The sequence below is a fragment of the Georgenia sp. SUBG003 genome, from assembly GCF_000715355.2.
Classification (GTDB): domain Bacteria; phylum Actinomycetota; class Actinomycetes; order Actinomycetales; family Actinomycetaceae; genus Georgenia.
In genome coordinates this window covers 669,291-689,693 of sequence record NZ_CP180204.1, presented here as the reverse complement: position 1 = coordinate 689,693, position 20,403 = coordinate 669,291, and the positions used below count along the sequence as shown (strand labels likewise).

Annotated in this window: 16 protein-coding genes and 3 pseudogenes; 10 read left to right on the top strand and 9 right to left on the bottom strand. The window is 72.1% G+C overall.

Going from position 1 to position 20,403, the window contains the following annotated elements:
• The first annotated feature begins 36 nt into the window (after window positions 1-36).
• Both DA06_RS03190 and solA read left to right on the top strand, forming a co-directional pair.
• Window positions 37-1,104, top strand: coding sequence for an isocitrate/isopropylmalate dehydrogenase family protein (locus DA06_RS03190; protein WP_043497196.1), 1,068 nt, complete (start codon window positions 37-39; stop codon window positions 1,102-1,104).
• Window positions 1,105-1,129: 25 nt separating this feature from the next.
• Window positions 1,130-2,278: an N-methyl-L-tryptophan oxidase gene (gene solA, locus DA06_RS03185; protein WP_043497194.1), complete on the top strand. Its 1,149-nt coding sequence runs from the start codon at window positions 1,130-1,132 to the stop codon at window positions 2,276-2,278.
• Between the two features lie 59 nt (window positions 2,279-2,337).
• Here the strand turns inward: solA and DA06_RS03180 are convergent, their stop codons facing one another.
• The 3 genes and pseudogenes from DA06_RS03180 to DA06_RS03170 form a co-directional block, all read right to left on the bottom strand.
• Window positions 2,338-3,066 carry a GntR family transcriptional regulator gene (locus DA06_RS03180; RefSeq protein WP_052436315.1) on the bottom strand — a complete coding sequence of 243 codons (729 nt, stop codon included), beginning with the start codon at window positions 3,064-3,066 and terminating at the stop codon, window positions 2,338-2,340.
• Window positions 3,067-3,091: 25 nt separating this feature from the next.
• Window positions 3,092-3,277: a hypothetical protein gene (locus tag DA06_RS03175; protein ID WP_418608486.1), complete on the bottom strand. Its 186-nt coding sequence runs from the start codon at window positions 3,275-3,277 to the stop codon at window positions 3,092-3,094.
• 118 nt (window positions 3,278-3,395) lie between these two features.
• Window positions 3,396-4,343: pseudogene (locus DA06_RS03170) on the bottom strand (amidohydrolase); the annotation flags it as partial.
• 102 nt (window positions 4,344-4,445) lie between these two features.
• Between DA06_RS03170 and DA06_RS03165 the strand changes: the two are divergent.
• The 3 genes from DA06_RS03165 (at window position 4,446) to DA06_RS03155 (ending at window position 8,469) form a co-directional block, all read left to right on the top strand.
• Window positions 4,446-5,651, top strand: coding sequence for a helix-turn-helix domain-containing protein (locus tag DA06_RS03165; protein ID WP_052436314.1), 1,206 nt, complete (start codon window positions 4,446-4,448; stop codon window positions 5,649-5,651).
• Window positions 5,652-5,735: 84 nt separating this feature from the next.
• A complete protein-coding gene (locus DA06_RS03160; RefSeq protein ID WP_418606843.1) occupies window positions 5,736-7,052 on the top strand; it encodes an NAD(P)/FAD-dependent oxidoreductase in 1,317 nt (438 codons plus the stop codon).
• Entirely contained in the window at window positions 7,045-8,469 is a 1,425-nt protein-coding gene (locus tag DA06_RS03155) for an aspartate ammonia-lyase (RefSeq protein WP_043497192.1), read from the top strand. Before DA06_RS03160 ends, DA06_RS03155 begins: the two co-directional genes overlap by 8 nt.
• 67 nt (window positions 8,470-8,536) lie before the next feature.
• Here DA06_RS03155 and DA06_RS03150 read toward each other — a convergent pair.
• The 3 genes and pseudogenes from DA06_RS03150 to DA06_RS03140 form a co-directional block, all read right to left on the bottom strand.
• A pseudogene (locus DA06_RS03150) lies at window positions 8,537-10,835 on the bottom strand (heavy metal translocating P-type ATPase).
• A gap of 222 nt (window positions 10,836-11,057) precedes the next feature.
• The gene (locus DA06_RS03145; protein ID WP_043497190.1) at window positions 11,058-11,459 is read right to left on the bottom strand and encodes a four-helix bundle copper-binding protein; all 402 of its coding nucleotides are present in this window, start codon (window positions 11,457-11,459) and stop codon (window positions 11,058-11,060) included.
• 291 nt (window positions 11,460-11,750) lie between these two features.
• Complete coding sequence (locus tag DA06_RS03140; RefSeq protein ID WP_418606842.1) at window positions 11,751-12,170, bottom strand: hypothetical protein; 420 nt, start codon at window positions 12,168-12,170, stop codon at window positions 11,751-11,753.
• A 130-nt stretch (window positions 12,171-12,300) separates the two neighbouring features.
• Here DA06_RS03140 and DA06_RS03135 point away from each other — a divergent pair, with 130 nt between their 5' ends.
• From DA06_RS03135 to DA06_RS03125, 3 genes are all read left to right on the top strand, one after another.
• Window positions 12,301-13,050: a DsbA family protein gene (locus DA06_RS03135; RefSeq protein WP_043497181.1), complete on the top strand. Its 750-nt coding sequence runs from the start codon at window positions 12,301-12,303 to the stop codon at window positions 13,048-13,050.
• Window positions 13,051-13,347: 297 nt separating this feature from the next.
• The gene (locus tag DA06_RS03130) at window positions 13,348-13,947 is read left to right on the top strand and encodes a cytochrome c biogenesis CcdA family protein (RefSeq protein ID WP_418606841.1); all 600 of its coding nucleotides are present in this window, start codon (window positions 13,348-13,350) and stop codon (window positions 13,945-13,947) included.
• The gene (locus DA06_RS03125; RefSeq protein ID WP_052436312.1) at window positions 13,944-15,119 is read left to right on the top strand and encodes a PQQ-binding-like beta-propeller repeat protein; all 1,176 of its coding nucleotides are present in this window, start codon (window positions 13,944-13,946) and stop codon (window positions 15,117-15,119) included. Before DA06_RS03130 ends, DA06_RS03125 begins: the two co-directional genes overlap by 4 nt.
• A gap of 254 nt (window positions 15,120-15,373) precedes the next feature.
• Here the strand turns inward: DA06_RS03125 and DA06_RS03120 are convergent, their stop codons facing one another.
• Window positions 15,374-15,850 (bottom strand): hemerythrin domain-containing protein, encoded by a 477-nt coding sequence (locus DA06_RS03120; protein WP_052436311.1) that lies wholly within the window; start codon window positions 15,848-15,850, stop codon window positions 15,374-15,376.
• Between the two features lie 240 nt (window positions 15,851-16,090).
• Here DA06_RS03120 and DA06_RS03115 point away from each other — a divergent pair, with 240 nt between their 5' ends.
• Window positions 16,091-17,026 carry a cation diffusion facilitator family transporter gene (locus tag DA06_RS03115; RefSeq protein ID WP_043497180.1) on the top strand — a complete coding sequence of 312 codons (936 nt, stop codon included), beginning with the start codon at window positions 16,091-16,093 and terminating at the stop codon, window positions 17,024-17,026.
• An 88-nt stretch (window positions 17,027-17,114) separates the two neighbouring features.
• On the opposite strand, the gene DA06_RS03110 is transcribed toward DA06_RS03115, so the two are convergent.
• On the bottom strand, window positions 17,115-17,741 hold the full coding sequence (locus tag DA06_RS03110) for an MBL fold metallo-hydrolase (RefSeq protein WP_043497179.1): 627 nt from the start codon (window positions 17,739-17,741) through the stop codon (window positions 17,115-17,117).
• Between the two features lie 29 nt (window positions 17,742-17,770).
• A pseudogene (locus tag DA06_RS03105) lies at window positions 17,771-18,866 on the bottom strand (S-(hydroxymethyl)mycothiol dehydrogenase).
• A 204-nt stretch (window positions 18,867-19,070) separates the two neighbouring features.
• On the opposite strand from DA06_RS03105, the gene DA06_RS03100 reads away from it, so the two are divergent.
• Window positions 19,071-20,297, top strand: a complete 1,227-nt coding sequence (locus DA06_RS03100; RefSeq protein ID WP_043497178.1) for an Nramp family divalent metal transporter — start codon at window positions 19,071-19,073, stop codon at window positions 20,295-20,297.
• The last annotated feature ends 106 nt before the right edge of the window (window positions 20,298-20,403 follow it).

Sequence of the window (20,403 nt, the reverse complement as noted above, 5' to 3'; positions counted from 1 at the left end):
TGAGGTGCCCGCAGCACCTCGGACCTGGAGTGCTCCATGAGCAAGGCGAACGTCGCGCAGATCGCCGGAGACGGCATCGGCGTCGAGGTGATGGACTCGGCCAGAGCTGTGCTGGACGTGCTCCTCCCGCTGACGGGCGACACGATCGTCTGGACCGAGCTCGACTGGTCGTGCGAGCGCTACAGGAAGCGTGGCGCGATGATGCCGGCGGACGGCCTGGACGTCCTCGGCCGCCATGACGCTGTGCTGCTCGGCGCAGTGGGGTCCCCCGACGTACCGGACCACATCTCGCTCTGGCAGCTGCTGATCCCGATCCGGCGCACCTTCAACCAGTACGTGAACCTGCGTCCCGTGCGCGCGCTGGAGGGGGTGCCCTCCCCGTTGCGGCCCGAGCTCGCGGCCGACGTCGACATCGTCATCGTCCGTGAGAACACCGAGGGCGAGTACTCGGAGGTCGGGGGACGTTTCGGGACCGGCACTCCGCTCGAATCAGCGTTCCAGCAGTCGGTGTTCACCCGCGTCGGCGTGCAGCGCGTGGCGCACTACGCCCTGGAGAAGGCGGTCGCCAGGAGCGGCCGCGTCACCGTTGCCACCAAGTCGAACGGCATCGTCCACACCATGCCGTTCTGGGACGAGACAGTTCGAGAGGTGGCGTCGGCGTACCCGGTGACCGCGACCTTCGAACATGTGGACGCTCTCGCCGCCAAGCTGGTCATGCGCGCCAGCTCGTTCGACGTCGTGCTGGCGAGCAACCTGTTCGGCGACATTCTCAGCGACCTCGCCGCGGGACTCTGCGGCAGTATCGGGATCGCACCGTCGGCCAACATCGATCCGACCGGCCAGTTCCCCTCGATGTTCGAGCCGGTTCACGGGTCGGCTCCCGACATCGCCGGCCAGGGGCGGGCGAACCCCGTCGGGATGCTCTGGTCCGTCGTCATGATGCTGGAGCACCTCGGCATGCTCCGCGCGTCCGCGCTGCTGATGGCGGCGGTGGAGCAGACGCTCCGTGACCCGGGGACACGGACAGCCGACGTAGGCGGCCACGCCGATACACGAACCGTCACAGCAGCGGTGATCGAGCACCTCACGAAGGAGCAGTCATGAGCAAGCACCTCACGAAGGAGCAGTCATGAGCACAGACGCCGACGTCGCCGTGATCGGCCTGGGCTCGATCGGCAGCATGGCGTTGTGGCGCCTCGCCCGTCGAGGCGTGCGGGTGCATGGGTACGAGCGCTTCGGCATCGGTCACACCCGCGGGGCGTCCGGCGGGCAGACTCGTCGTTTCGCCGCTCTCAGCCAGTCCGACCCTCGCAACACACCTCTCGCCCTCTCGGCGCTCCAGCTCTGGCGGGAGCTCGAGGACGAGACTGGTCAGGACCTCCTCACCCTGACCGGAGGGGTCATCATCGGACCGGAGGGCACGACGGCACTGACCAGTGCCGCGAGCTCGGCGGCCGAGCACGGTCTGGCTCACGAGGTCCTCGACGCTCCTGCGCTGCGAAGGAGGTTTCCGCAGCATCTGGTACGGCCCACCGACGTCGGTGTGGTCGACCAGCTGACCGGGTTCGTCAGACCCGAGCGCAGCATCGTCTGCGCGGTGGGTGCTGCGACCGGGTCGGGGGCGGTGGTGCACGACTACACCAGGGTGCTGGCCGTCGAGCCGGACGACGACGGCGTCACCGTCCGGACGAACCAGGGCACCCGCCGTTATCTGTCGGCAGTCGTCGCTCCGGGCGCATGGGCCGGCCAGCTGATTCCGGATGTCGGCACCACGGTGGTGCCACGCCGGCTGACCCAGGCCTGGTACCTCCCTCGCGACCTGTCGCTGTACGTGCCCGCGGCATTCCCGGTCTTCGAACGGGTGGGCGACGTACGGGCCTACGGATTCCCCTCTGTCGACGGAGCCACCATCAAGATCGGTGTGTACACCGACGTGCACCCGGAGGTGCCTGATGTCGAAGACGTCGACCTCCACGTGACCGAAGGATGGGTCCGTGAGGTCCGTGAGGTCATCGCCACCTACTTCCCGGGCGTCCACGCCGATCCTGTTGCGTTCTCGACCCACATCGAGGGCTACAGCCCCGACGGTCGGCCGATCGTGGGCCCCGTTCCGGGTGCGGAACGTCTTGTCGCGGGGTGCGGATTCTCCGGCGCCGGCTTCAAGTTTGCGCCGATGATGGGCGAGATCCTGGCTGAGTACGCCAGCGGAGGCGGCGAGGCGGGAGAACTCGCTCACCTCCGTCCCGACCGGTTCGGGCACCCCGCGGCCGCTCTGTAGGAACGAGCAGCTCCGGTAGCTGGTCCCAGAAGGTCAGCCACCGGCTCGCTGGACGATCGTCACCGCTCCGGGCCGAGCAGGACGGCGCTTCCCGAGTAGCCGGACGAAGGCCCGAACGCACTGTCCACGAGTGCCGCCATCACCTTCTCCCGGCTCGACTCGATCTGGTCCACGACAATGCCTCGGGCGCGGCCGACGTCACGCTCGATCATCGCGTCGAAGAGGTCGTGGTGCTCGTGGAGCTGCTCGCCGACGGCAGCCTGCGACCCGAAAGAGACGAAGTACAGGCGCTGCATCTCCTCCAGCAGGTTGCGCAGGGATCCTGCCAGGCGCTCGTTCCCGGAGACCTGCGCGATCCGGACGTGCAGCTCACGGTTGTCGATCAGGAACTTCTCATAGCTCCGCTGGTCCCCGGGCGTGTAGGTGGTCCGGGCCAGCGCTCCGAGGTTGCGAAGGTCGTCCGCCGAGCCGCGCTCGATCGCGAGCTGAACGGCCGCCGGCTCGAGGATCAGCCGCATCTCGAACAGATCCCTGACGCTGCCGAGCGTCAGCTGGCGGACGCGGTACCCCACTCGCGGCCGCACCTCGACGAAGCCCTCGTGCACCAGTCGCTGGAGCGCCTGACGGATGGGCGTTCGGCCGAGCCCGATCTGTTCGGCGAGGCTCACCTCCCGCAGTTCTGCACCTGGCGGCAGGCGGTTCGTGACGACGAGCTCCTTGAGCCGCTCGTACGCCTCGACCGTGGCGCTGGAGCTGGGCGACGTGATCGCACTCTCGGAGGGTGACATATCACCGAATGATATACCTGAAGTATCAGACCCCGCGCCTGATCGCGCGCTCGAGCCAGTCCACCGCCATGGTGAGCGCTCGCTCGTCCACGTCGAAACACGGGTGGTGGTGCGGCGCCGGGCTCGAAGCCCCCACGACCGCGAACGTCGCCCGCCCACCCCGTTCCTGCACGTGCTGCATCATCGCGGTGGCGTCGTCGCTCGCTGTCATGGCGGTGGTGCGGAGGACACGCTCGGCGACGCCCTCCCCCCGCCACCGCCAGGGCGTCCGCGACGTCGTCGTCGCACCGCGCCACCGGTGCCGCACCCGTCACCGCGACGCGGCACTCCAACGCGTGCATCGCAGCGGCTCCCGCCACGACGGTCCTGCCACGAGCGGCCACCCGCTCGAGGACGGCACCGTCGTCAGCGCGGATCTCGCACTCCATCAGCGCTCGTTCCGGGATGATGTTGGACGCCGTGCCGGCGACGAGCCGACCCACGTTGACGCGCGTCACCGAGCCGGACTCCGGCGGCAGGGCGTGCAGCGCCGTCGCGGCCGCCGCGGCGCCCAGGAGCGCGTTACGTCCCTCCGCGGGGGCGAGCGAGGCGTGTGCGCCCCGCCCGACCAGCTCCACCTTCCACTTCTCCGTCGCCATCATGCCGTGCACCGCGGTGGCGACCGTGCCGAGCGGGAGTCCGATCCCGAGATGGACCCCCAGGACGACGTCCACGTCGTCGAGCGCCCCGGCCGCCACCATCGTCGCGGCGCCTCGCACACCCTCTTCGGCCGGCTGGAAGACGACGCGGACCTCGCCGGCGAACCGACGGTCCCCGGCGAGCCTCTTGAGGAGGTCGATGCCGATCGCCACGTGGCCGTCGTGCCCGCACGCGTGCATCACGCCGTGGTGTCGCGAGGCGAAGCCTTCGCGGGAGGGTAGATGGTCGCGGTCGGCCGACTCGGTCACCGGGAGCGCGTCCATGTCGCACCTGATCGCGATGACCGGACCGGGGCGGTCGCCGCTCACTCGCGCCACGACGCCGGTCGCCCCCGACCCCAGCGCCTCGACGAGCTCAGGGGGCACACCGCTGCCCAGCGCGCGTTCACGAGCCGCCCGGAACTCCTCGTCGCCCGGAAGTCCACGGGCGTCGCTCAGGTCGCAGACCGCCTGCCCGAAACTCACATCGTCAACAATTCCGGCGAGCTCGGAGATGACGAGAGCCGCAGTCTCGATCTCCAGGAATCCGAGCTCGGGCCGGGCGTGGAGGCGACGGCGGAGCTGCGCAACTTCAGACATGCCTCTCCTGTCAGAGTCGAGCCTGAGAACGTGAAGCGGAATTGTCGACAATATTAGTCGTGGTGACCGCCCGGAAGCACGTCCTGGCCGTAGGGTCCACGTATGGAAGCGCTCGGCGATGACCTTTTCGACGCCGCCGCCGCCCTTGCGGAATCTCTCGGGGCGCCGGTGACCATCGAGGACGAGACCTCCGCCGTGCTCGCCTACTCCGCGGACGCGCAGGCGGTCGACGAGGTTCGGGTCGACACGATCCTCGGCAGGCAGGTTCCGAGCCGCTACCGGGCACTTCTCGCCCGGAGCGGCGTCTTCGACAGACTCCGCAGCGCGCACGGGGTCATCTACGTCGACCTCGGCCACGGCACCGTGCGGCGAGCCGTGATCGCGGTCCGCGACAAGGGCGTGCTGGTGGGATCGGTCTGGGCAGCGGTGCCGGAGCGGCTCTCCCCCACGGGCGAACGGATACTCCTCGGCGCAGCCCCCGCGCTGGCCCGCCTGATCGGAGTGCACCGGTCGCGCGCCGACCGCCGCAGTCTCGTCCGCGAACGTCAGGTCCGGGCCATTCTGGAAGGCGGACCGGAAGGCCACTCCGTGGCCGCTGAGCTCGAGCTCACCGGTCCTGTCAACGTCGCGATCGCAGCACCGGTTCGCGAGTCGTCCGACCTGCCGACCGGACTGGCGGGAGCTCTGGCGATGCATCTCGAGGCCGTGGGAGTCCGATCGTTGACCGCCGACATGGGCAACGAGGTGTGCTCGATCGTCGCCGCGCCCGAGCGCGACGCTCTTCGGGTCCTCCGCAACTTCGTCACCACCAGCCGGAACCAGGACCAGATGGCAGTCGTGCTGGGGCGCGAGGTCCCGACGCCCGGTGAGGCGCACCACTCCCACCAGGACGCCGTGCGGGTGCTGCGGGCGGTGCGTCGCCGCGGGCAGGGCGGAGTCGTGGCCACGGCGCGCGCGATGCTGGTGCACCTCGTCGCCCTGCAGGCGGAAGGCGTTCTCGACGACCTCGCCGAACTGACGCCGATGGCGCGTCTGGTGGCGCACGACGACGCGCACGGCAGCGCGCTGGTGGACTCGGTCCGGTCCTTCCTCGAGCACGACGGCGACGTGGCCAGGGCGGCGGACGAGCTGCACGTGCACCCGAACACCCTCCGCAACCGGCTTCGCCGAGCGGCCGACGCGTGCGACGTCGACGTCGCAGATCGGCAGACACGACTGGTGCTGATGGTGCAGTTCCTCCTGAGCACCTTCGACGTCCCGGCACAGGGACGAGCCACGCCTGTGCGGGCGCACAGCCAGGAGCGTTGAACGCTGGCCGGTCCTCCAGTGAATCGGGGCCGTCTCTCAGCCAGGTTTAGGGGCATCCATCCCGCACCCGAGGAGGAACTGGCCATGTCTCTTGACCGCCCCGACCACGTCCTGATCGTCGGTGCCGGCGCCGTCGGGCTGACGACGGCCTGGTTCCTCCAGCGCCACGGCGTCCACGTGACCGTTCTGGACCGGAAGGGTGTCGCAGGTGACTCGTCGTGGGGCAACGCCGGTTGGCTCGCCCCCTCGCTCACCCTGCCGCTTCCGGAACCTTCCGTCCTTCGGTACGGGATCCGAGCCGTCTTCGACAGCTCGTCCCCCGTCTATGTTCCTCCCGCCGCCGATCCCAGGCTCCTGCGGTTCCTCACGACCTTCGCCATGCACTGCACCCGCTCGAGGTGGGAAGCCGCCATGGCGGTGTTCGCAGAGGTCAACCGGATCGCGCTCGGCGCCTATGACGATCTCGTCGACGGCGGCATCTCAGAACCGGTGCGACCGGCGGAACCGTTCCTGGCGGGCTTCGCCACGGACGCAGATCGAGAGGTTCTGGCCGAAGAGTTCCGTTACGCCAACGCCCACGGGGCAGACATCGACTACACGTTGATCTCCGGGGACCAGGCGCGCGCCATGGAGCCGGTCCTCGGCGACGGCGTGCGCGCCGCCATCCGGATCGAGGGGCAGCGCTATATCGATCCTCCCCGGTTCATCAGCTCCGTGGCCGATGCCGTCCGGGCACGGGGAGGCGTGATCGTCGAGGACTTCGACGTCGACGACATCGTCGACCACGGTCGGCGCGGCGTGGAGGCCGTCGGAAGTGGCGGTGACACGCGTTCGGCGGACGTCGTCGTCATCGCCAACGGAGCGCGCCTGAACTCTCTCGCGCGCAAGTTCGGTGTCCGTACCATCGTGCAGGCCGGACGCGGGTACAGCTTCAGCGTCACTCCCGAACGACTCCCGAGAAGGCCGGTCTACCTTCCCGCCCAGCGCGTCGCCTGCACGCCGCTGAGCGACCGGTTCCGGGTCGCCGGGATGATGGAGTTCCGCAGGCCCGACGCACCGCGGGACCCGCGCCGCATCCGGGCGATCATCGAGGCGGCGAGACCCATGCTCACCGGCATCGACTGGGACGCCCGCAGCGAGGAGTGGGTCGGATCTCGACCCTGCACGGCAGACGGGCTCCCGCTGGTCGGCGGCACCCGGTCGGAGCGTGTGTACGTCGCCGGAGGCCACGGGATGTGGGGCATCGCCCTGGGTCCGCTGACCGGGCGGATGCTCGCCGACAAGATCACGGGACACCCGACACCGGCTGTGATGGCCGACCTCGATCCGCTCCGGTCCGGCGTCCGACGTGACCGTGCAGGGCACAGCGCGCCGACCCCACGGCAGACCGCCGATGTCTGAGCGGCTGGAGCAGCGGCCCGTGGCCGCACTGCGTCTGGAGCACGACCAGCTCGGCGCGGTCGAGGTGCCCGCCGGCGCCCTGTACGGAGCGCACACCGCACGGGCCGTGGCGAACTTTCCGATCTCCGGCGTCCCGGTCGGTCGTCTGCGAGAGCTCGTCGTGGCACTCGCGGAGGTCAAGCAGGCCGCCGCGCGCACCAACCGTGCTCTGGGCCTTCTGGAAGAGGAAGTCGCAGACGCGATATCGGCCGCGTGCGCCGAGATCGTCGGCGGCAGCTGGCACGACCACTTCGTCGTCGACTGCGTCCAGGGCGGCGCCGGGACGTCCACGAACATGAACGCCAACGAGGTCGTGGCGAACCGGGCGCTGGAGCTTCTCGGTCACCCGCGGGGGGCGTACTCGGTCGTCCACCCCCTCGACTCCGTCAACAAGAGCCAGTCCACCAACGATGTCTATCCCACGGCGCTGCGCCTGGCAGCTCATCGCGCCGTGGGCCGGCTGATCGAGGCTCTGCGCCACCTGCAGGGTGCCTTCACGGGGAAGGCGACCGAGTTCACGGACGTCGTGACGATCGGCCGCACCCAGCTCCAGGACGCCGTCCCGGTGAGCCTCGGGCACGTCTTCGCGGCCTACGCCGTGACGCTGGGGGAAGACTGCGACCGGCTGACCGAGGTCAGAGGACTGCTCGAGGAGATCAACCTCGGCGGCACCGCCGTCGGCACCGGACTCAACACCGATCCGCGCTACGCCTCCGTGGCCCGCGGACACCTCTCCGCGATCACCGGCATCCCCCTGCGCACGTCACCCGACCTGATCGAGGCCACGCAGGACACGGGCGTGTTCGTCCTCCTCTCCGGCACGGTCAAACGGACGGCGGTGAAGCTGTCGAAGATCAGCAACGATCTCCGCCTCCTTTCTTCCGGTCCGCGCGCCGGTATCGGCGACATCACCCTTCCCGCGGTGCAGGCCGGCTCGTCGATCATGCCGGGGAAGGTCAATCCGGTCATTCCGGAAGTGGTCAACCAGGTGGCCTACGGGGTCATCGGCAACGACCTGACCATCACGATGGCGGCCGAGGCGGGGCAGCTGCAGCTGAACGCGTTCGAGCCGGTCATCATCGTGCGGCTCCTGGAGTCGCTCTCCCAGCTGACAGCCGCGAGCCGCGTCCTCGCGGACCGGTGCGTCGCGGGCATCTCCGTGGATCGCGACGAGCTGGCCCGGAAGGTGCGGCACTCGATCGGACTCGCCACCGCGCTCGGTCCGCTCCTGGGGCACGGCGAGGCGGCAGCCGTGGCGAGAGAGGCGCTCGCCACGGGTCAGGACGTCCCGAGCGTGGCTCTCGCCCAGGGGCTCCTGTCCCCCGAGGTCCTGGACCGAGCCCTGGCACCGCAGAGACTGGCCCGGCCGCACGGCTGAAGCGCACTCACTGGCGACGGGCCCGGGCCGCGTTCCCACGGCCCGGGCCCGCGTGCCGGAGGGGCGTTCAGCGTCCGGCGACCACCAGCTCGCGCTCGCGCGCGCCCTGCACCTTCGGCGCGCCCACCGACGCCGCGACGGCGGCCTCGGGGCGGAGGTCGAGCCGCCGCAGCAGCTGGGCGTTCATCGCGACGACGACCGTCGACAGCGACATGAGCAGCGCCCCGACCGCCATCGGCATGACGAACCCGACCGGCGCGAGCACACCGGCGGCCAGCGGCACCGAGACCAGGTTGTACCCGGCGGCCCACCACAGGTTCTGCTTCATCTTCCGGTAGGCCGCCCGGGAGAGCTGGACGACCGAGAGCACCGAGCGCGGGTCGTCCGAGGCGAGGATGACGCCGGCCGAGGCGATGGCGACGTCCGTGCCGGCCCCGATGGCGATTCCGACGTCGGCCTGCGCCAGCGCCGGGGCGTCGTTGACGCCGTCCCCGACCATGGCGACCGTGCGTCCCTGCCTCTGCAGCTCGGCGACCTTCTCGCTCTTGTGCTCGGGGCGGACCTGCGCGAAGACCTGGTCGATGCCGAGCTCGTCCGCCACGGCGCGGGCCACCGGCTCGGCGTCGCCGGTGATCATCACGACGTGGACCCCGAGGCCGTGCAGCGCGTCCACCGCCTCGCGGGAGACCGGCCGGACCTCGTCGGCGAGGGCCAGCGCGCCGGCGATCTCGCCGTCGACGAGGACGTGAAGCACCGTCGCGCCCGCCGCGGACCACTCCGCGGTCGCCGCGAGCGGCTCGAGTCCGCGCTCCTGCAGGAGGGCCGGGCCCGCCGACGCCGACGGAGCGCCCGTCGACCGTCGCGCGCACGCCGACCGCGGTCGAGGCGGAGAAGTCCGACGCGGCCGGGACGTCGAGACCACGGTGGCCCGCGGCGTCGACGACGGCGCGGGCGAGCGGGTGCTCGCTGTCCGACTCGGTGGCCGCCGCCAGCGCGAGGAGCTCGTCCTCCCCCACGCCACCGACGGCGGAGACGCCGGTGACGACAGGCCGCCCGGCGGTCAGGGTGCCGGTCTTGTCGAAGAGGACGGCGTCGACCGTGCGCATCTGCTCGAGCGCCATCCGGTCCTTGACGAGCACACCGCCCTTCGCGGCGCGCTCGGTGGCGATCGAGACGACGAGCGGGATCGCCAGGCCCAGGGCGTGGGGGCAGGCGATGACCAGGACGGTGATCACGCGGATCCACGCCTGCTCCGGGGTGCCGAAGAGCAACCACGCCACCAGCGCCAGGGCAGCGGCGCCGAGCGCGAACCAGAACAGCCAGCCGGCGGCCCTGTCGGCCAGCCGCTGCGCGCGACTCGAGGAGGCCTGCGCCTCCGCGACCAGCCGCTGGATGCCGGCCAGGGCGGTGTCCTCCCCGACGGCGGAGATGCGGACCCGCAGGGCGTTGTCGGTGGCGACGGTGCCGGCGACGACGTGGTCGCCGACCTCGCGGCGCACCGGCCTCGACTCGCCGGTGATCATCGACTCGTCGACGTCGGCCCCGCCGTCGACGATCTCGCCGTCGGCCGGGATGCGGCCGCCCGGACGGACGACGACGACGTCACCGAGCTGCAGGTCGGCGGGGGCCACCTTGGTGACACGGTCGCCGTCGACCCGCTCGGCCTCGTCCGGGAGGAGGGCGGCGAGGGAGTCGAGCGCCGAGGACGTCTGCGCGAGCGAGCGCATCTCGATCCAGTGACCGAGCAGCATGATCGCGACCAGCAGGGCGAGCTCCCACCAGAACTCGAGCTCGTGGGAGAGCAGCCCGATCTGCGCGCCCCAGGACGCGAGGAAGGCGACCGTGATCGCCATGCCGATGAGGAGCATCATCCCGGGCTTGCGCGCCCGCAGCTCGCTGACGGCGCCGACGAGGAAGGGCCGACCGCCCCAGACGTAGACGACCGTGCCGAGCACGGGCGCGACCCACGTCAGGCCCGGCAGACCGGGCAGCTCGTAGCCCAGGAGCATGGCGAACGCCGGGCTGAGCAGCACTGTCGGGATCGCCAGCACGAGCACGATCCAGAACAGTCGCCGGAACTGGGCCACGTGGTCCCCGTGCCCGCCGTGGCCGGAGCCGTGGCCGCCGTGCCCGTGGTTCCCGGAGCCGTGCCCGCCCGGCCCGTGGCCCTGTGACCCATGGGCACCGTCACCGGTGGCCGGCATGTCGTGGCCGGCGTGCGACGAGTCACCGTGGGGCGTGTGCGCCGCGTGGATTGCGTCGGCGTCCACGCCTCCGTGACGGTCGTGCTCGGGCGCCGGTGCGGCGTGCTCCCGGTGCGGACCCCGAGGGGCCTCGCCGTCGTGCTCGGTGTGGTGGTGCGCCATCTCATCGCCCCTCTCGCCGGGCTGCCCGAGGACGGGCAGCGGTTCGTCTATACCCCGGTGGGGTATGGGAGACAACCGAGCGCCATGCGTGCTTGTTCCCGCACGGCCAGGGAACTGTCCGGGTCGTCCGCGCCGGCAGGATCCAGCCGATCCGTCATTCCCCGCGGACCGGCGGATCGGCTGGTCTGCCGCCCCGCGCCAACGGGCGGATCGGCTCTCCTGTCACGCGAGGGTCGCGAGGAGCTGCGTGCAGGCCTCCTCGCACTCGCGGCACGCCTCGGCACAGACGCGGCAGTGGTCGTGCATCTCGGCGTGGGACTCGCACTCGTCGCCGCACGTCCGGCACGCGACGACGCACGCCTGCAGCTGGGCCCGCACGACGGCAGCCTCGGCTGCGGTCTGGCGGGTGAGGACGCGCAGGGTCGTCGCGCAGATGTCGGCGCAGTCGAGATCGGTGCGGATGCACCGGCGCAGCTCCGCGACCATGTCCTCGGCCAGGCACGCGTCGGCGCACGCTGTACAGGCCTGGGCACAGGCGGCCAGCGCGTCGATCGCACGAGCGAGCAGGGCCGCGTCCGCGGTGGTCTCGCCCGGGTGCGTGCCCAGCATCTCGGTGGTCCTCATGACGTACTCCTTCAGTCGGTCTCGGCGGGCCTCCGGGCGGTCCCGCCTCCGGCCCTTCGACGCTAGGCATCCATGCCGGGTCGCGCACCCGCAGCCCCCGCGGCCTCGACGAGGAGCGGCCCGAACCGGCGGCACACCCGTGCCCGACGGCGTGATAATCGTCGGCACCAGCCACCGGCCGAGGCAAGGCCCTCGTCCCGCACCCGACGGCGCGTGACGGCGCACGCCCGCCTCGGCCAGCCGGTGACGCTGACAGGAAGTGACGGTGCCGTCATGAGCCACCTCGAGCCACTACCCCCCCGGCCCGGGCAAGGTCGTCGCCGACGGGGCCGCCGCCCGCGGGGCCACCGCCGACGGGGTGAGCCCGCCCGCCATCCCGGCCCGGCTCGCGCGCTCGCCGTCGGCCGGGGGCGGCCCGGCCGCCTCCGCCGTCCCGCGGGGGCGGACGTAGGTGGCCACCAGCAGCCCCGCGAGGACGGACGTGAGCACCCACACCGGGTAGCTCCACGGCTCCACCGGAATCTCGCGACCGAAGAGCGGGTTGGGGATCAGGACGGTCGGCACGCCGATCGTCACCGCCACCACCACGGTGGCGGCGACGGCGGCCAGCACCTGACGCGCGGACCACATCCGCAGGGCGGCGACGGCGTGCGTTCCGGTGCTGCGGGCGGAGGACGTGATCCGGCGCAGGCTGGAAGAGGGAGCAGGCATGTGTCTACTATGCCGCATAGACGACTACTACGTCACTTAGTAGATCGATACCCCGTTAGATCGTTCCCCGACGCGGGAGGCCCCGCGTGCCCGCGCCTCCGCGCCCCACCCTGACCCGAGAGGCCTGCTCATGTCTTCCTCCCCCTCCTCCGCACGCAAGCCCGCCTGGCTCGTCCCCGTCCTCGTGGCCCTCGTGGCCGCCGTGCTCGTCGCCGTCTCGCTCGTGGCGCGCGGCGGGGAGGACTCCGACGCCGGCGCCGCGGCGGAGCCGCGCGGGACGACGGCGGACGGTCCGGTCGCCGAGGTCGTGGAGCCCGAGCAGGAGGCGCTGCCCGACATGGCGCGCCGGGACCCCGCCGATCCCATGGCCGTCGGCCCGCTCGACGCCCCGGTGAGTCTCGTCGTGTACTCGGACTTCCAGTGCCCGTTCTGCGCGATGTGGAGCGAGCAGACGCAGCCGACGATGCTCGAGCGCGCCGAGGCCGGTGACCTGCGCATCGAGTGGCGGGACATCAACGTCTTCGGCCAGGAGTCCCTCACCTCCGCCCGGGCGGCGTACGCCGCCGGGCTGCAGGACCGGTACGTCGAGTACCACGACGCGCTGTTCGAGGGCGGCGAGAAGCGGCCGGCCGGCGAGCTCGACGAGGAGTCGCTCATCGAGCTGGCCGCCGAGCTCGGCCTCGACACCGAGCGGTTCACCGCCGACCTGCGCTCCGAGGAGGTCGCCGCGGCGGTGGCGCACAACCAGGACGAGGCGGCGTCGCTCGGCGTGTACTCCACCCCCGCCTTCCTCCTCGGCGGCACCCCCATCCTGGGCGCCCAGCCCACCGAGGTCTTCGTCGAGACCCTCGACGACGCCCTGGCCGAGTCCCAGGGCTGAGCGCCGTGGAGCTGACCCTCCTCGCCGCCTTCCTCGGCGGCACGCTCGCGCTCCTCAGCCCGTGCGGCGCGCTGCTGCTGCCCGCGTTCTTCGCCTCCACGGCCGGCGCCGGCGCGCGGCTGCTCGGCCACGGCACGGTCTTCTTCCTCGGCCTGGCCACCCTGCTCGTCCCGCTCGGTCTCGGCGCCTCCCTCGCCGGCTCCCTCGTCACCACGCACCGGGACCTCCTGGTCAACGGCGCGGGGCTGGCTCATCATCCTCTTCGGCGTCCTACAGATCTTCGGCATCGGCTTCGACGTGGCCAGGCTGCTGCCCGGCGTCCGTACCGTGCAGGCCACCGCTCCCCGGCGGTCCGGCCTGCTGCGGTCCTTCCTGCTCGGCGGCGTCTCCGGCGTCGCAGGTTTCTGCTCCGGCCCGATCCTCGGTGCCGTGCTCACCATGGCCGCGACCGAGGAGTCTCTGATGGTCGCCGGGACCATGCTCGCCGTCTACGGTGCCGGGATGGTGGTCCCGCTGCTCGGGCTCGCGGCGCTGTGGAACCGCCTCGGCGCCACCGCCCGGGCGCGACTGCGCGGGCGTGAGGTGCAGGTCGGCCGGCTCCGGCTCCACACGACGTCCGTGGTCACCGCCATGGTCCTGGTGGCCGTCGGCGTCGTCTTCGTCACCACCAACGGCATGGCCGCGCTGCCGGAGCTCCTGCCGCCCGTCGTGCTGGGCAGCCTCCAGACCACGGTGCTGTCCGTCTCCGCCGCCGTGCCGGAGCCGCTTCTCATCGTTCTCGCGGCCCTCGGCGTGATGGGCGTGTGGGCGTGGCGACGTCGGAGCGCCGCCTCCGCCGACGCCCCTGCGGGGGTGCCCGCCACCGGGCAGGACGTCACCGAGGAGGTCGCCCCGTGAGGATCCGTCGGACCGCCGCTGCCGCCGCTGTCCTCCTGACCGTGGTCGCCGGCTGCGCGACGGATCCGGAGCCGGTCCAGGTCGACCCGGCGCCGGTCGCGGTGGACGAGCCCGCGAAGCCCACGGACGTCAGCACGCAGAGCCTGCCGCACCCGCTCGCACCGTTCGAGGTCGTCGCCACCGGGTGGACCGAGCAGCCGCTGGAGCACGACGGGATCTTCCTCGGGATCCGCTCGCCGGAGGCGCCCGAGGAGCCGCTGCGGTTCGTCGCCGCGGACAGCGAGGGCACCGTCCTGTGGGAGGCCGAGCGTCCGCCGTCGTGCACGGGGTTCGCCCTCAGCCGGGCCGGTGACCGTCCCGTCGCCGTCCTGACCGACCTCGAGAGCACGGACGACGCCGTCGCCCAGACCACCGCCACCGCCTACGACCTCGCCACCGGCGAGCGGCTCTGGGGCCCGGTCGACGTCCCCGGTCCCCACCACGGCCCCGGTCTCGTCTTCTCCTCGTCCGCGCCGCGCGCGGCGGTCGGCGAGACCGGGCCACGTGTCGTTCTCGACCCGGCCACCGGCGTCACCGTCCGGGACGAGGCGGACCAGCCGGCTACCGCCGTCGTCGGGGAGTACGACGGCGTCGTCCTGACCGCCGCCGACGGAACGCTCACCGCCACCGGCACGGACGGCGGGACGAGGTGGACGCTGCCGCTCGCGGACGCGGGCCTCCCTGAGGGGAGCGTGGTGACCTCAGTGGCCGGCGCCGGCCCGCCGGACGGGACCGCCCTGATCGGACCGGCCGGCGGGGAGAGCGGGGCACTGGTCGACCTCGCCGACGGCACCGTCCTGGCCACCCACGTGGAGGATGCGCGCCGGGACCCGGCCACCGGCACGGTCGTCACGCGGGCCGGATCCGTCGTCACCGGGCGCACCTCCGCGGGCACTCCCTGGACGCGCGAGCTCGACGGCGAGGTCCGCCTCGCCGGTGTCGGCGGCGTCCTGGTCTACCTCCGCGTCCGCGACGCGGTCCAGGTGCTCAACGCCGCCACCGGAGAGGACGCCACCGTCTACGCCGAGGGCGCGTCCCCGCTCGGCGTACCCGCGCTCTTCTCCTCCGACGGCGCCGCCGTCCTCCCGCTCGACGAGCAGCTTCTCGTCACCACCCGCCCCGCCGACAGCTGACGAGGACCGGGCCCTGCCGGGTGAGCGGCAACACATCCTCCGGTGGTCGCGTCCGTAACACCGTCCCTACGGTCGTTCGCGCCCCACGGGCCCCGAACGGGACCCGGACCACCGAGAGGAGTGCGGCAGGTGGATCGCTGCCGGAGCTCTCGGCGCTCACGATCGTCGGCGGCGCTGGCGTGGCCGCGGCCGACCCTCCGGACCACGCACCCGCCCACGCCCCAGCTCTCGAGCCGGGACGCGGCCGTCATCGTTCAGTGGTGATGGCCGTGGGGGCCGGCCATGAGGTCGGTCAGGGACGCCGACGGGTCATCGACCAGCAGCGGCAGGATGTGGTCGTTCTCCTTGCGCTGATGGCCCGAGAACGTCTCGAACAGCGCCCGCGCGTACGCGCCGGCCGCCGCGGGGTTCTCCGTGCTGGCGACCTTCCCCGCGAAACCCCGGATCAGCTCGTGCTCGGCCACCATGGCGGCGATGAGCAGGCGCCCCTCGGCCAGACGGGCCGCCGCCGGGTAGGTCGACTCCTCCTCGTGGGCGGCGTGGGGGACCAACACGGCCGCGATCCACTCTGTCAGCGCCGTCCTCGCCGGTGCGGCGTCACCGCCTGTCTCCGCGGCGTCGACGAGCGCGGCGCTCAGCCGGTCGAGGTCGGCCACCATCACCGCGTGATGGCGCCGGATCTCCGCGGCGGTCTCGGCGTCGGCGTCATGCCGTGCCGTTGTCTCGCTCATGGCGCGCCTCCTCAGGCCCGGATCCACCTCCACGGTGATCCCGGAGGAGCCGCTCCCGCAAGGGCCGGAGGTCCCGGTGCCGTCCCTGGACGGCGGCCGTCCGCCGAGGCTGGACCGCCGGCTCAGGACGATCGCAGGTCCGACGGCACCAGGCAGCGGCTAGCGTGCAGGCATGTGTCCCGGTGAGGTCGCCGTCGTCGGGCGGTCCCGGCGTCACCGTGCCGTCGCGGGCGGTGAGTCGTGACGGGCCGGGGTCGGCCCGCAGACCGGCGCGAGCACGACCTGCTCTTCCGCTTCATGCTCCTCTCCGTCGCCGCGGCGGTCGTCACGATCGCGCTCAAGGTGGGAGCCGCCGTCGTCACCGGGTCCGTGGGGTTCCTGTCCGACGCCCTCGAGTCTGGTGTCAACCTCGTCGCCGCGGTCGTGGCACTCGTCGCTCTGCGCGTGGCTGCCCGCCCGGCGGACGCCAGTCACCACTTCGGGCACGGCAAGGCCGAGTACCTCTCCGCCCTCGTCGAGGGCGCCATGATCTTCGTCGCCGCGACGGTGATCGTGTGGACCTCCGTCGAGCGGCTCCGCGACCCCGCTCCGCTCACCCAGCCCGGCATCGGACTGGCGCTGTCGACGGCGGCCTCGGTGGTCAACCTGGCCGTGAGCCTGGTCCTCACCAGGGTCGGACGGGCGCGCCGCTCGCCGACGCTGATCGCGGACGGCAAGCACCTGATGACCGACGTGTGGACCTCCGCGGGGGTGCTCTTCGGCATCTTCCTGGTCGCCCTGACCGGGTGGCAGCCGCTGGACCCGATCGTCGCCCTCGCCGTCGGGCTCAACATCCTCGGGACCGGCTACAAGCTGGTCCGCGGCTCGGTGAGCGGGTTGCTCTCCGCCGCACTGCCGGCCGAGGAGATGCGCACGCTCGACGAGACGCTCTCGCGCTACCAGGAGCTGGGCGTCACCTTCGCGCCGCTCCGGACCGTCGAGTCCGGGCGGCAGCGCTACGTCTTCGTCGTCGCCACGGTCCCGGGTACGTGGACGGTGGCCGCCGCCCACGACCTGGCGGACCGGATCGAGTCCGGCGTCGACGACGCCCTGCCCGGCACGGAGACCTTCGTGCACATCGAGCCGGAGCAACGACGCGCGCCGCCGTCCGGAGACGTCCGAGACGCTCACGAGTGACGAAGCGGCCCCGCCCCCGGCTCGTGACGAGCCGGAGACGGGGCCGCTGTCGTACGCTCCGCCGTCGTCGGTCAGACTCGGGGCGAGGCTAGACCTTCGCCTCCCACTCGGGCAGCGACGGCTTCTCGGCCGCGATCGACGTGTCATCCCCGTGCCCGGTCTTGACGACCGTCTCCTCGGGCAGGGTGAGCAGCCGGTCGCGGATCGACGCGACGATCGTCGGGTAGTCCGAGTAGGACCGGCCCGTCGCCCCGGGGCCGCCGTTGAACAGCGTGTCCCCGGTGAACACCGCACCGAGCTCCTCGGCGTAGAAGCTCGTCGAGCCGGGGGAGTGGCCCGGGGTGTGGAGGGCGACGAGCGTCGTGCCCGCCACCTCGAAGCGGTCACCGTCGGCGATCTCGCGGTCCGGGGCGCCGTCGGGGTGGACGGCGTCCCACAGCATGCGGTCCTCGGGGTTGAGGTGGACCGGGGCCCCGACGAGGTCGCGGAACTCGGCGACCGCGCGGATGTGGTCGTCGTGGCCGTGGGTGAGCAGCACCGCCCTGACGGTGCGGCCGGCGACGGCGTCGGCGACCGCCTGCGCGTCGTGGGCCGGGTCGATGACGATCACGTCGGCGTCGTCACCGACGATCCACACGTTGTTGTCCACGTCCCACGTTCCGCCGTCGAGCGAGAACGTCCCGGACGTCACGAGGTTGTCGATGCGGGCGGCCATGGCGCCTCCTTCTTCTGCCGGAGCGGTCGTCAGTACTTCACCACGGAACGCAGCACGCTGCCGTCGTGGATCTTGCCGAAGGCGGCCTCGATCTGGTCGGCCGAGATCGTCTCGGTGACGAACTTGTCCAGCGGCAGGCGGCCCTGGAGGTAGAGGTCCACGAGCATGGGGAAGTCGCTCTCGGGCAGGCAGTCGCCGTACCAGGAGGACTTCAGCGACCCGCCGCGGCCGAAGACGTCGAGCAGCGGCAGGGTGAGCTCGGCCTTCGGGTGCGGGACGCCGACGAGCACCACCCGGCCCGCGAGGTCGCGCGCGTAGAAGGCCTGCCGGTAGGTCTCCGGGCGTCCGACGGCGTCGATGACCACGTCAGCGCCGAACCCTCCGGTGAGCTCCTGGACGGCGGCGACGACCTCGTCCTCGGAGAGGCCCCTGGTGTTGATCGTGTCGGTGGCGCCGAACTCCTTCGCGGTCTCGAGCTTGGCGTCGACGATGTCGAGGGCGATGATCCGCGTGGCCCCGGCGAGCTTGGCGCCGGCGATCGCGGCGTCGCCGACGCCGCCGCAGCCGATGACGGCGACCGACTCGCCGCGCTTGACCTCGCCGGTGTTGATCGCGGCTCCGATGCCGGCCATGACGCCGCAGCCGAGCAGGCCGGCGACCTCGGGTGCCGCCTGCGGGTCGACCTTGGTGCACTGGCGCTCGTGGACGATCGTCCTCTCGATGAACGCGCCGATGCCGAGCGCGGGGGGTGAGCTCGGTGCCGTCGGTCAGCGTCATCTTCCTGCTCGCGTTGTGCGTGGCGAAGCAGTACTTCGGCTCGCCGCGCCTGCAGGCGCGGCACTCCCCGCACACGGCGCGCCAGTTGAGGACCACGTAGTCGCCGACCGCGACGTGCGTGACGCCCTCGCCGACGGCGGAGACTCGCCCGGCGGCCTCGTGCCCGAGGAGGAAGGGGAACTCGTCGTTGATGCCGCCATCGCGGTAGGAGAGGTCCGTGTGGCAGACCCCGCACGCCTCGATGTCGACGATGACGTCGCCCGGGCCCGGGTCGGGCACCACGACGTCGACGATCTCGACCTCGGCGCCCTCGGCGCGGGCGATGGCTCCCTTGACGGTGTACGGCATCAACTCTCCTCGGCAGTCGTGAGCGGGCCGGAAGGTTCCGACCCTGGCCCGTCCCCAACCTATCTTCGTCCGGCGTGGTCGTCGCCGGGCTCCAGCCTCTGGACCAGCGGGTGCGCTCGGCGGATCCGCGCCCGTGTGCTGTACTGGTGCCACGAAAGTTCGGCTCACCGAAACTTTGTCTGGGGGTGCACCGTGGCCGCAGGGGTGCTGAGTGCGACGGGACGTCGGCGCCGAGTCGTGCCGCTGCTCGGCCCCGCCTTCGTCGCGGCGATCGCCTACGTCGACCCGGGCAACGTCGCTGCCAACCTCACCGCCGGCGCACGGTACGGGTTCCTGCTGGTGTGGGTGCTCGTCGTGGCCAACGCGATGGCCGTGCTCGTGCAGTACCAGTCCGCGAAGCTCGGCCTGGTCACCGGGCGTACGCTGCCGGAGCTCGTCGGCCAGCGGCTCCGCAGGCCGGCGCGCCTGGCCTTCTGGGGGCAGGCGGAGGTGGTGGCCGCGGCCACCGACCTTGCCGAGGTGATCGGCGGGGCGATCGCGCTGCACCTGCTGTTCGGCACCCCGCTGCTGCTCGGCGGGGTGATCGTCGGCTGCGTCTCGATGGTGCTCCTCGCGGTGCAGAACCGGTACGGGCAGCGTCATTTCGAGGCGGCGATCATCGCGCTGCTCGGCGTCATCACGATCGGGTTCGTCTCCGGGCTCGTGGTGAACCCGCCCGCCCCCGGCGAGGTGCTCTCCGGCCTGGTGCCGGGCTTCGCCGGCACGGACAGCCTGCTGCTGGCGACGAGCATGCTCGGGGCGACCGTGATGCCGCACGCGATCTACGTCCACTCCGCGCTCGCGCGGGACCGGCACGGGGAGGCCGTCGCGCGGGACGGGCACGTGCACCTCGTGCGCGCGACGCGGTGGGACGTGCTGGGCGCGCTCGGGCTCGCCGGTGCGGTCAACATCGCGATGCTGCTCCTGGCGGCGTCGAGCCTCCAGGGCGTGCCGGGCACGGACACCATCGAGGGGGCGCACGCCGCGGTGGTGTCGAACCTCGGGCCGGTGATCGGGCTCGTCTTCGCGGTCGGACTGCTGGCCTCCGGGCTCGCCTCGACGTCGGTGGGGTGCTACGCCGGCGCCGCCATCATGCAGGGCCTCGTCCACCGGCAGATCCCGCTGCTGCTGCGCCGGCTGATCACGATGATCCCCGCCCTGGTGCTGCTCGCGCTGGGGGCGGACCCGACGTGGGCGCTCGTGATCAGCCAGGTGGTCCTCAGCTTCGGCATCCCGTTCGCGCTGGTCCCGCTCCTGCGGCTGACGAGCGACCGGGAGCTGATGGGCAACGCCGCCAACCGCCGCGTCACCGGCTGGGCGATGACGGCGGTCGTGCTGCTGGTCTCCGCGCTCAACCTCGGGCTGATCGTCCTGACCGTCACCGGCGGCTGAGCCCGGACCGCACCGGCCCGGGACCCCGCCGGCGGGCGCGCGGCGTCAGCGGCGCGCGCGCACCACAGCGCCGCACCCACGACCGTGTCGACCGCCCCGATCGTCA

What these genes read in the sequence shown, in the direction of transcription:
- DA06_RS03190 (WP_043497196.1), top strand. Translation starts at nt 37, where the DNA reads ATGAGCAAGGCGAACGTCGCGCAGATCGCCGGAGACGGCATCGGCGTC.
- solA (WP_043497194.1), top strand. Translation starts at nt 1,130, where the DNA reads ATGAGCACAGACGCCGACGTCGCCGTGATCGGCCTGGGCTCGATCGGC.
- DA06_RS03180 (WP_052436315.1), bottom strand. Translation starts at nt 3,066, where the DNA reads ATGTCACCCTCCGAGAGTGCGATCACGTCGCCCAGCTCCAGCGCCACG.
- DA06_RS03175 (WP_418608486.1), bottom strand. Translation starts at nt 3,277, where the DNA reads ATGACAGCGAGCGACGACGCCACCGCGATGATGCAGCACGTGCAGGAA.
- DA06_RS03165 (WP_052436314.1), top strand. Translation starts at nt 4,446, where the DNA reads ATGGAAGCGCTCGGCGATGACCTTTTCGACGCCGCCGCCGCCCTTGCG.
- DA06_RS03160 (WP_418606843.1), top strand. Translation starts at nt 5,736, where the DNA reads ATGTCTCTTGACCGCCCCGACCACGTCCTGATCGTCGGTGCCGGCGCC.
- DA06_RS03155 (WP_043497192.1), top strand. Translation starts at nt 7,045, where the DNA reads ATGTCTGAGCGGCTGGAGCAGCGGCCCGTGGCCGCACTGCGTCTGGAG.
- DA06_RS03145 (WP_043497190.1), bottom strand. Translation starts at nt 11,459, where the DNA reads ATGAGGACCACCGAGATGCTGGGCACGCACCCGGGCGAGACCACCGCG.
- DA06_RS03140 (WP_418606842.1), bottom strand. Translation starts at nt 12,170, where the DNA reads ATGCCTGCTCCCTCTTCCAGCCTGCGCCGGATCACGTCCTCCGCCCGC.
- DA06_RS03135 (WP_043497181.1), top strand. Translation starts at nt 12,301, where the DNA reads ATGTCTTCCTCCCCCTCCTCCGCACGCAAGCCCGCCTGGCTCGTCCCC.
- DA06_RS03120 (WP_052436311.1), bottom strand. Translation starts at nt 15,850, where the DNA reads ATGAGCGAGACAACGGCACGGCATGACGCCGACGCCGAGACCGCCGCG.
- DA06_RS03110 (WP_043497179.1), bottom strand. Translation starts at nt 17,741, where the DNA reads ATGGCCGCCCGCATCGACAACCTCGTGACGTCCGGGACGTTCTCGCTC.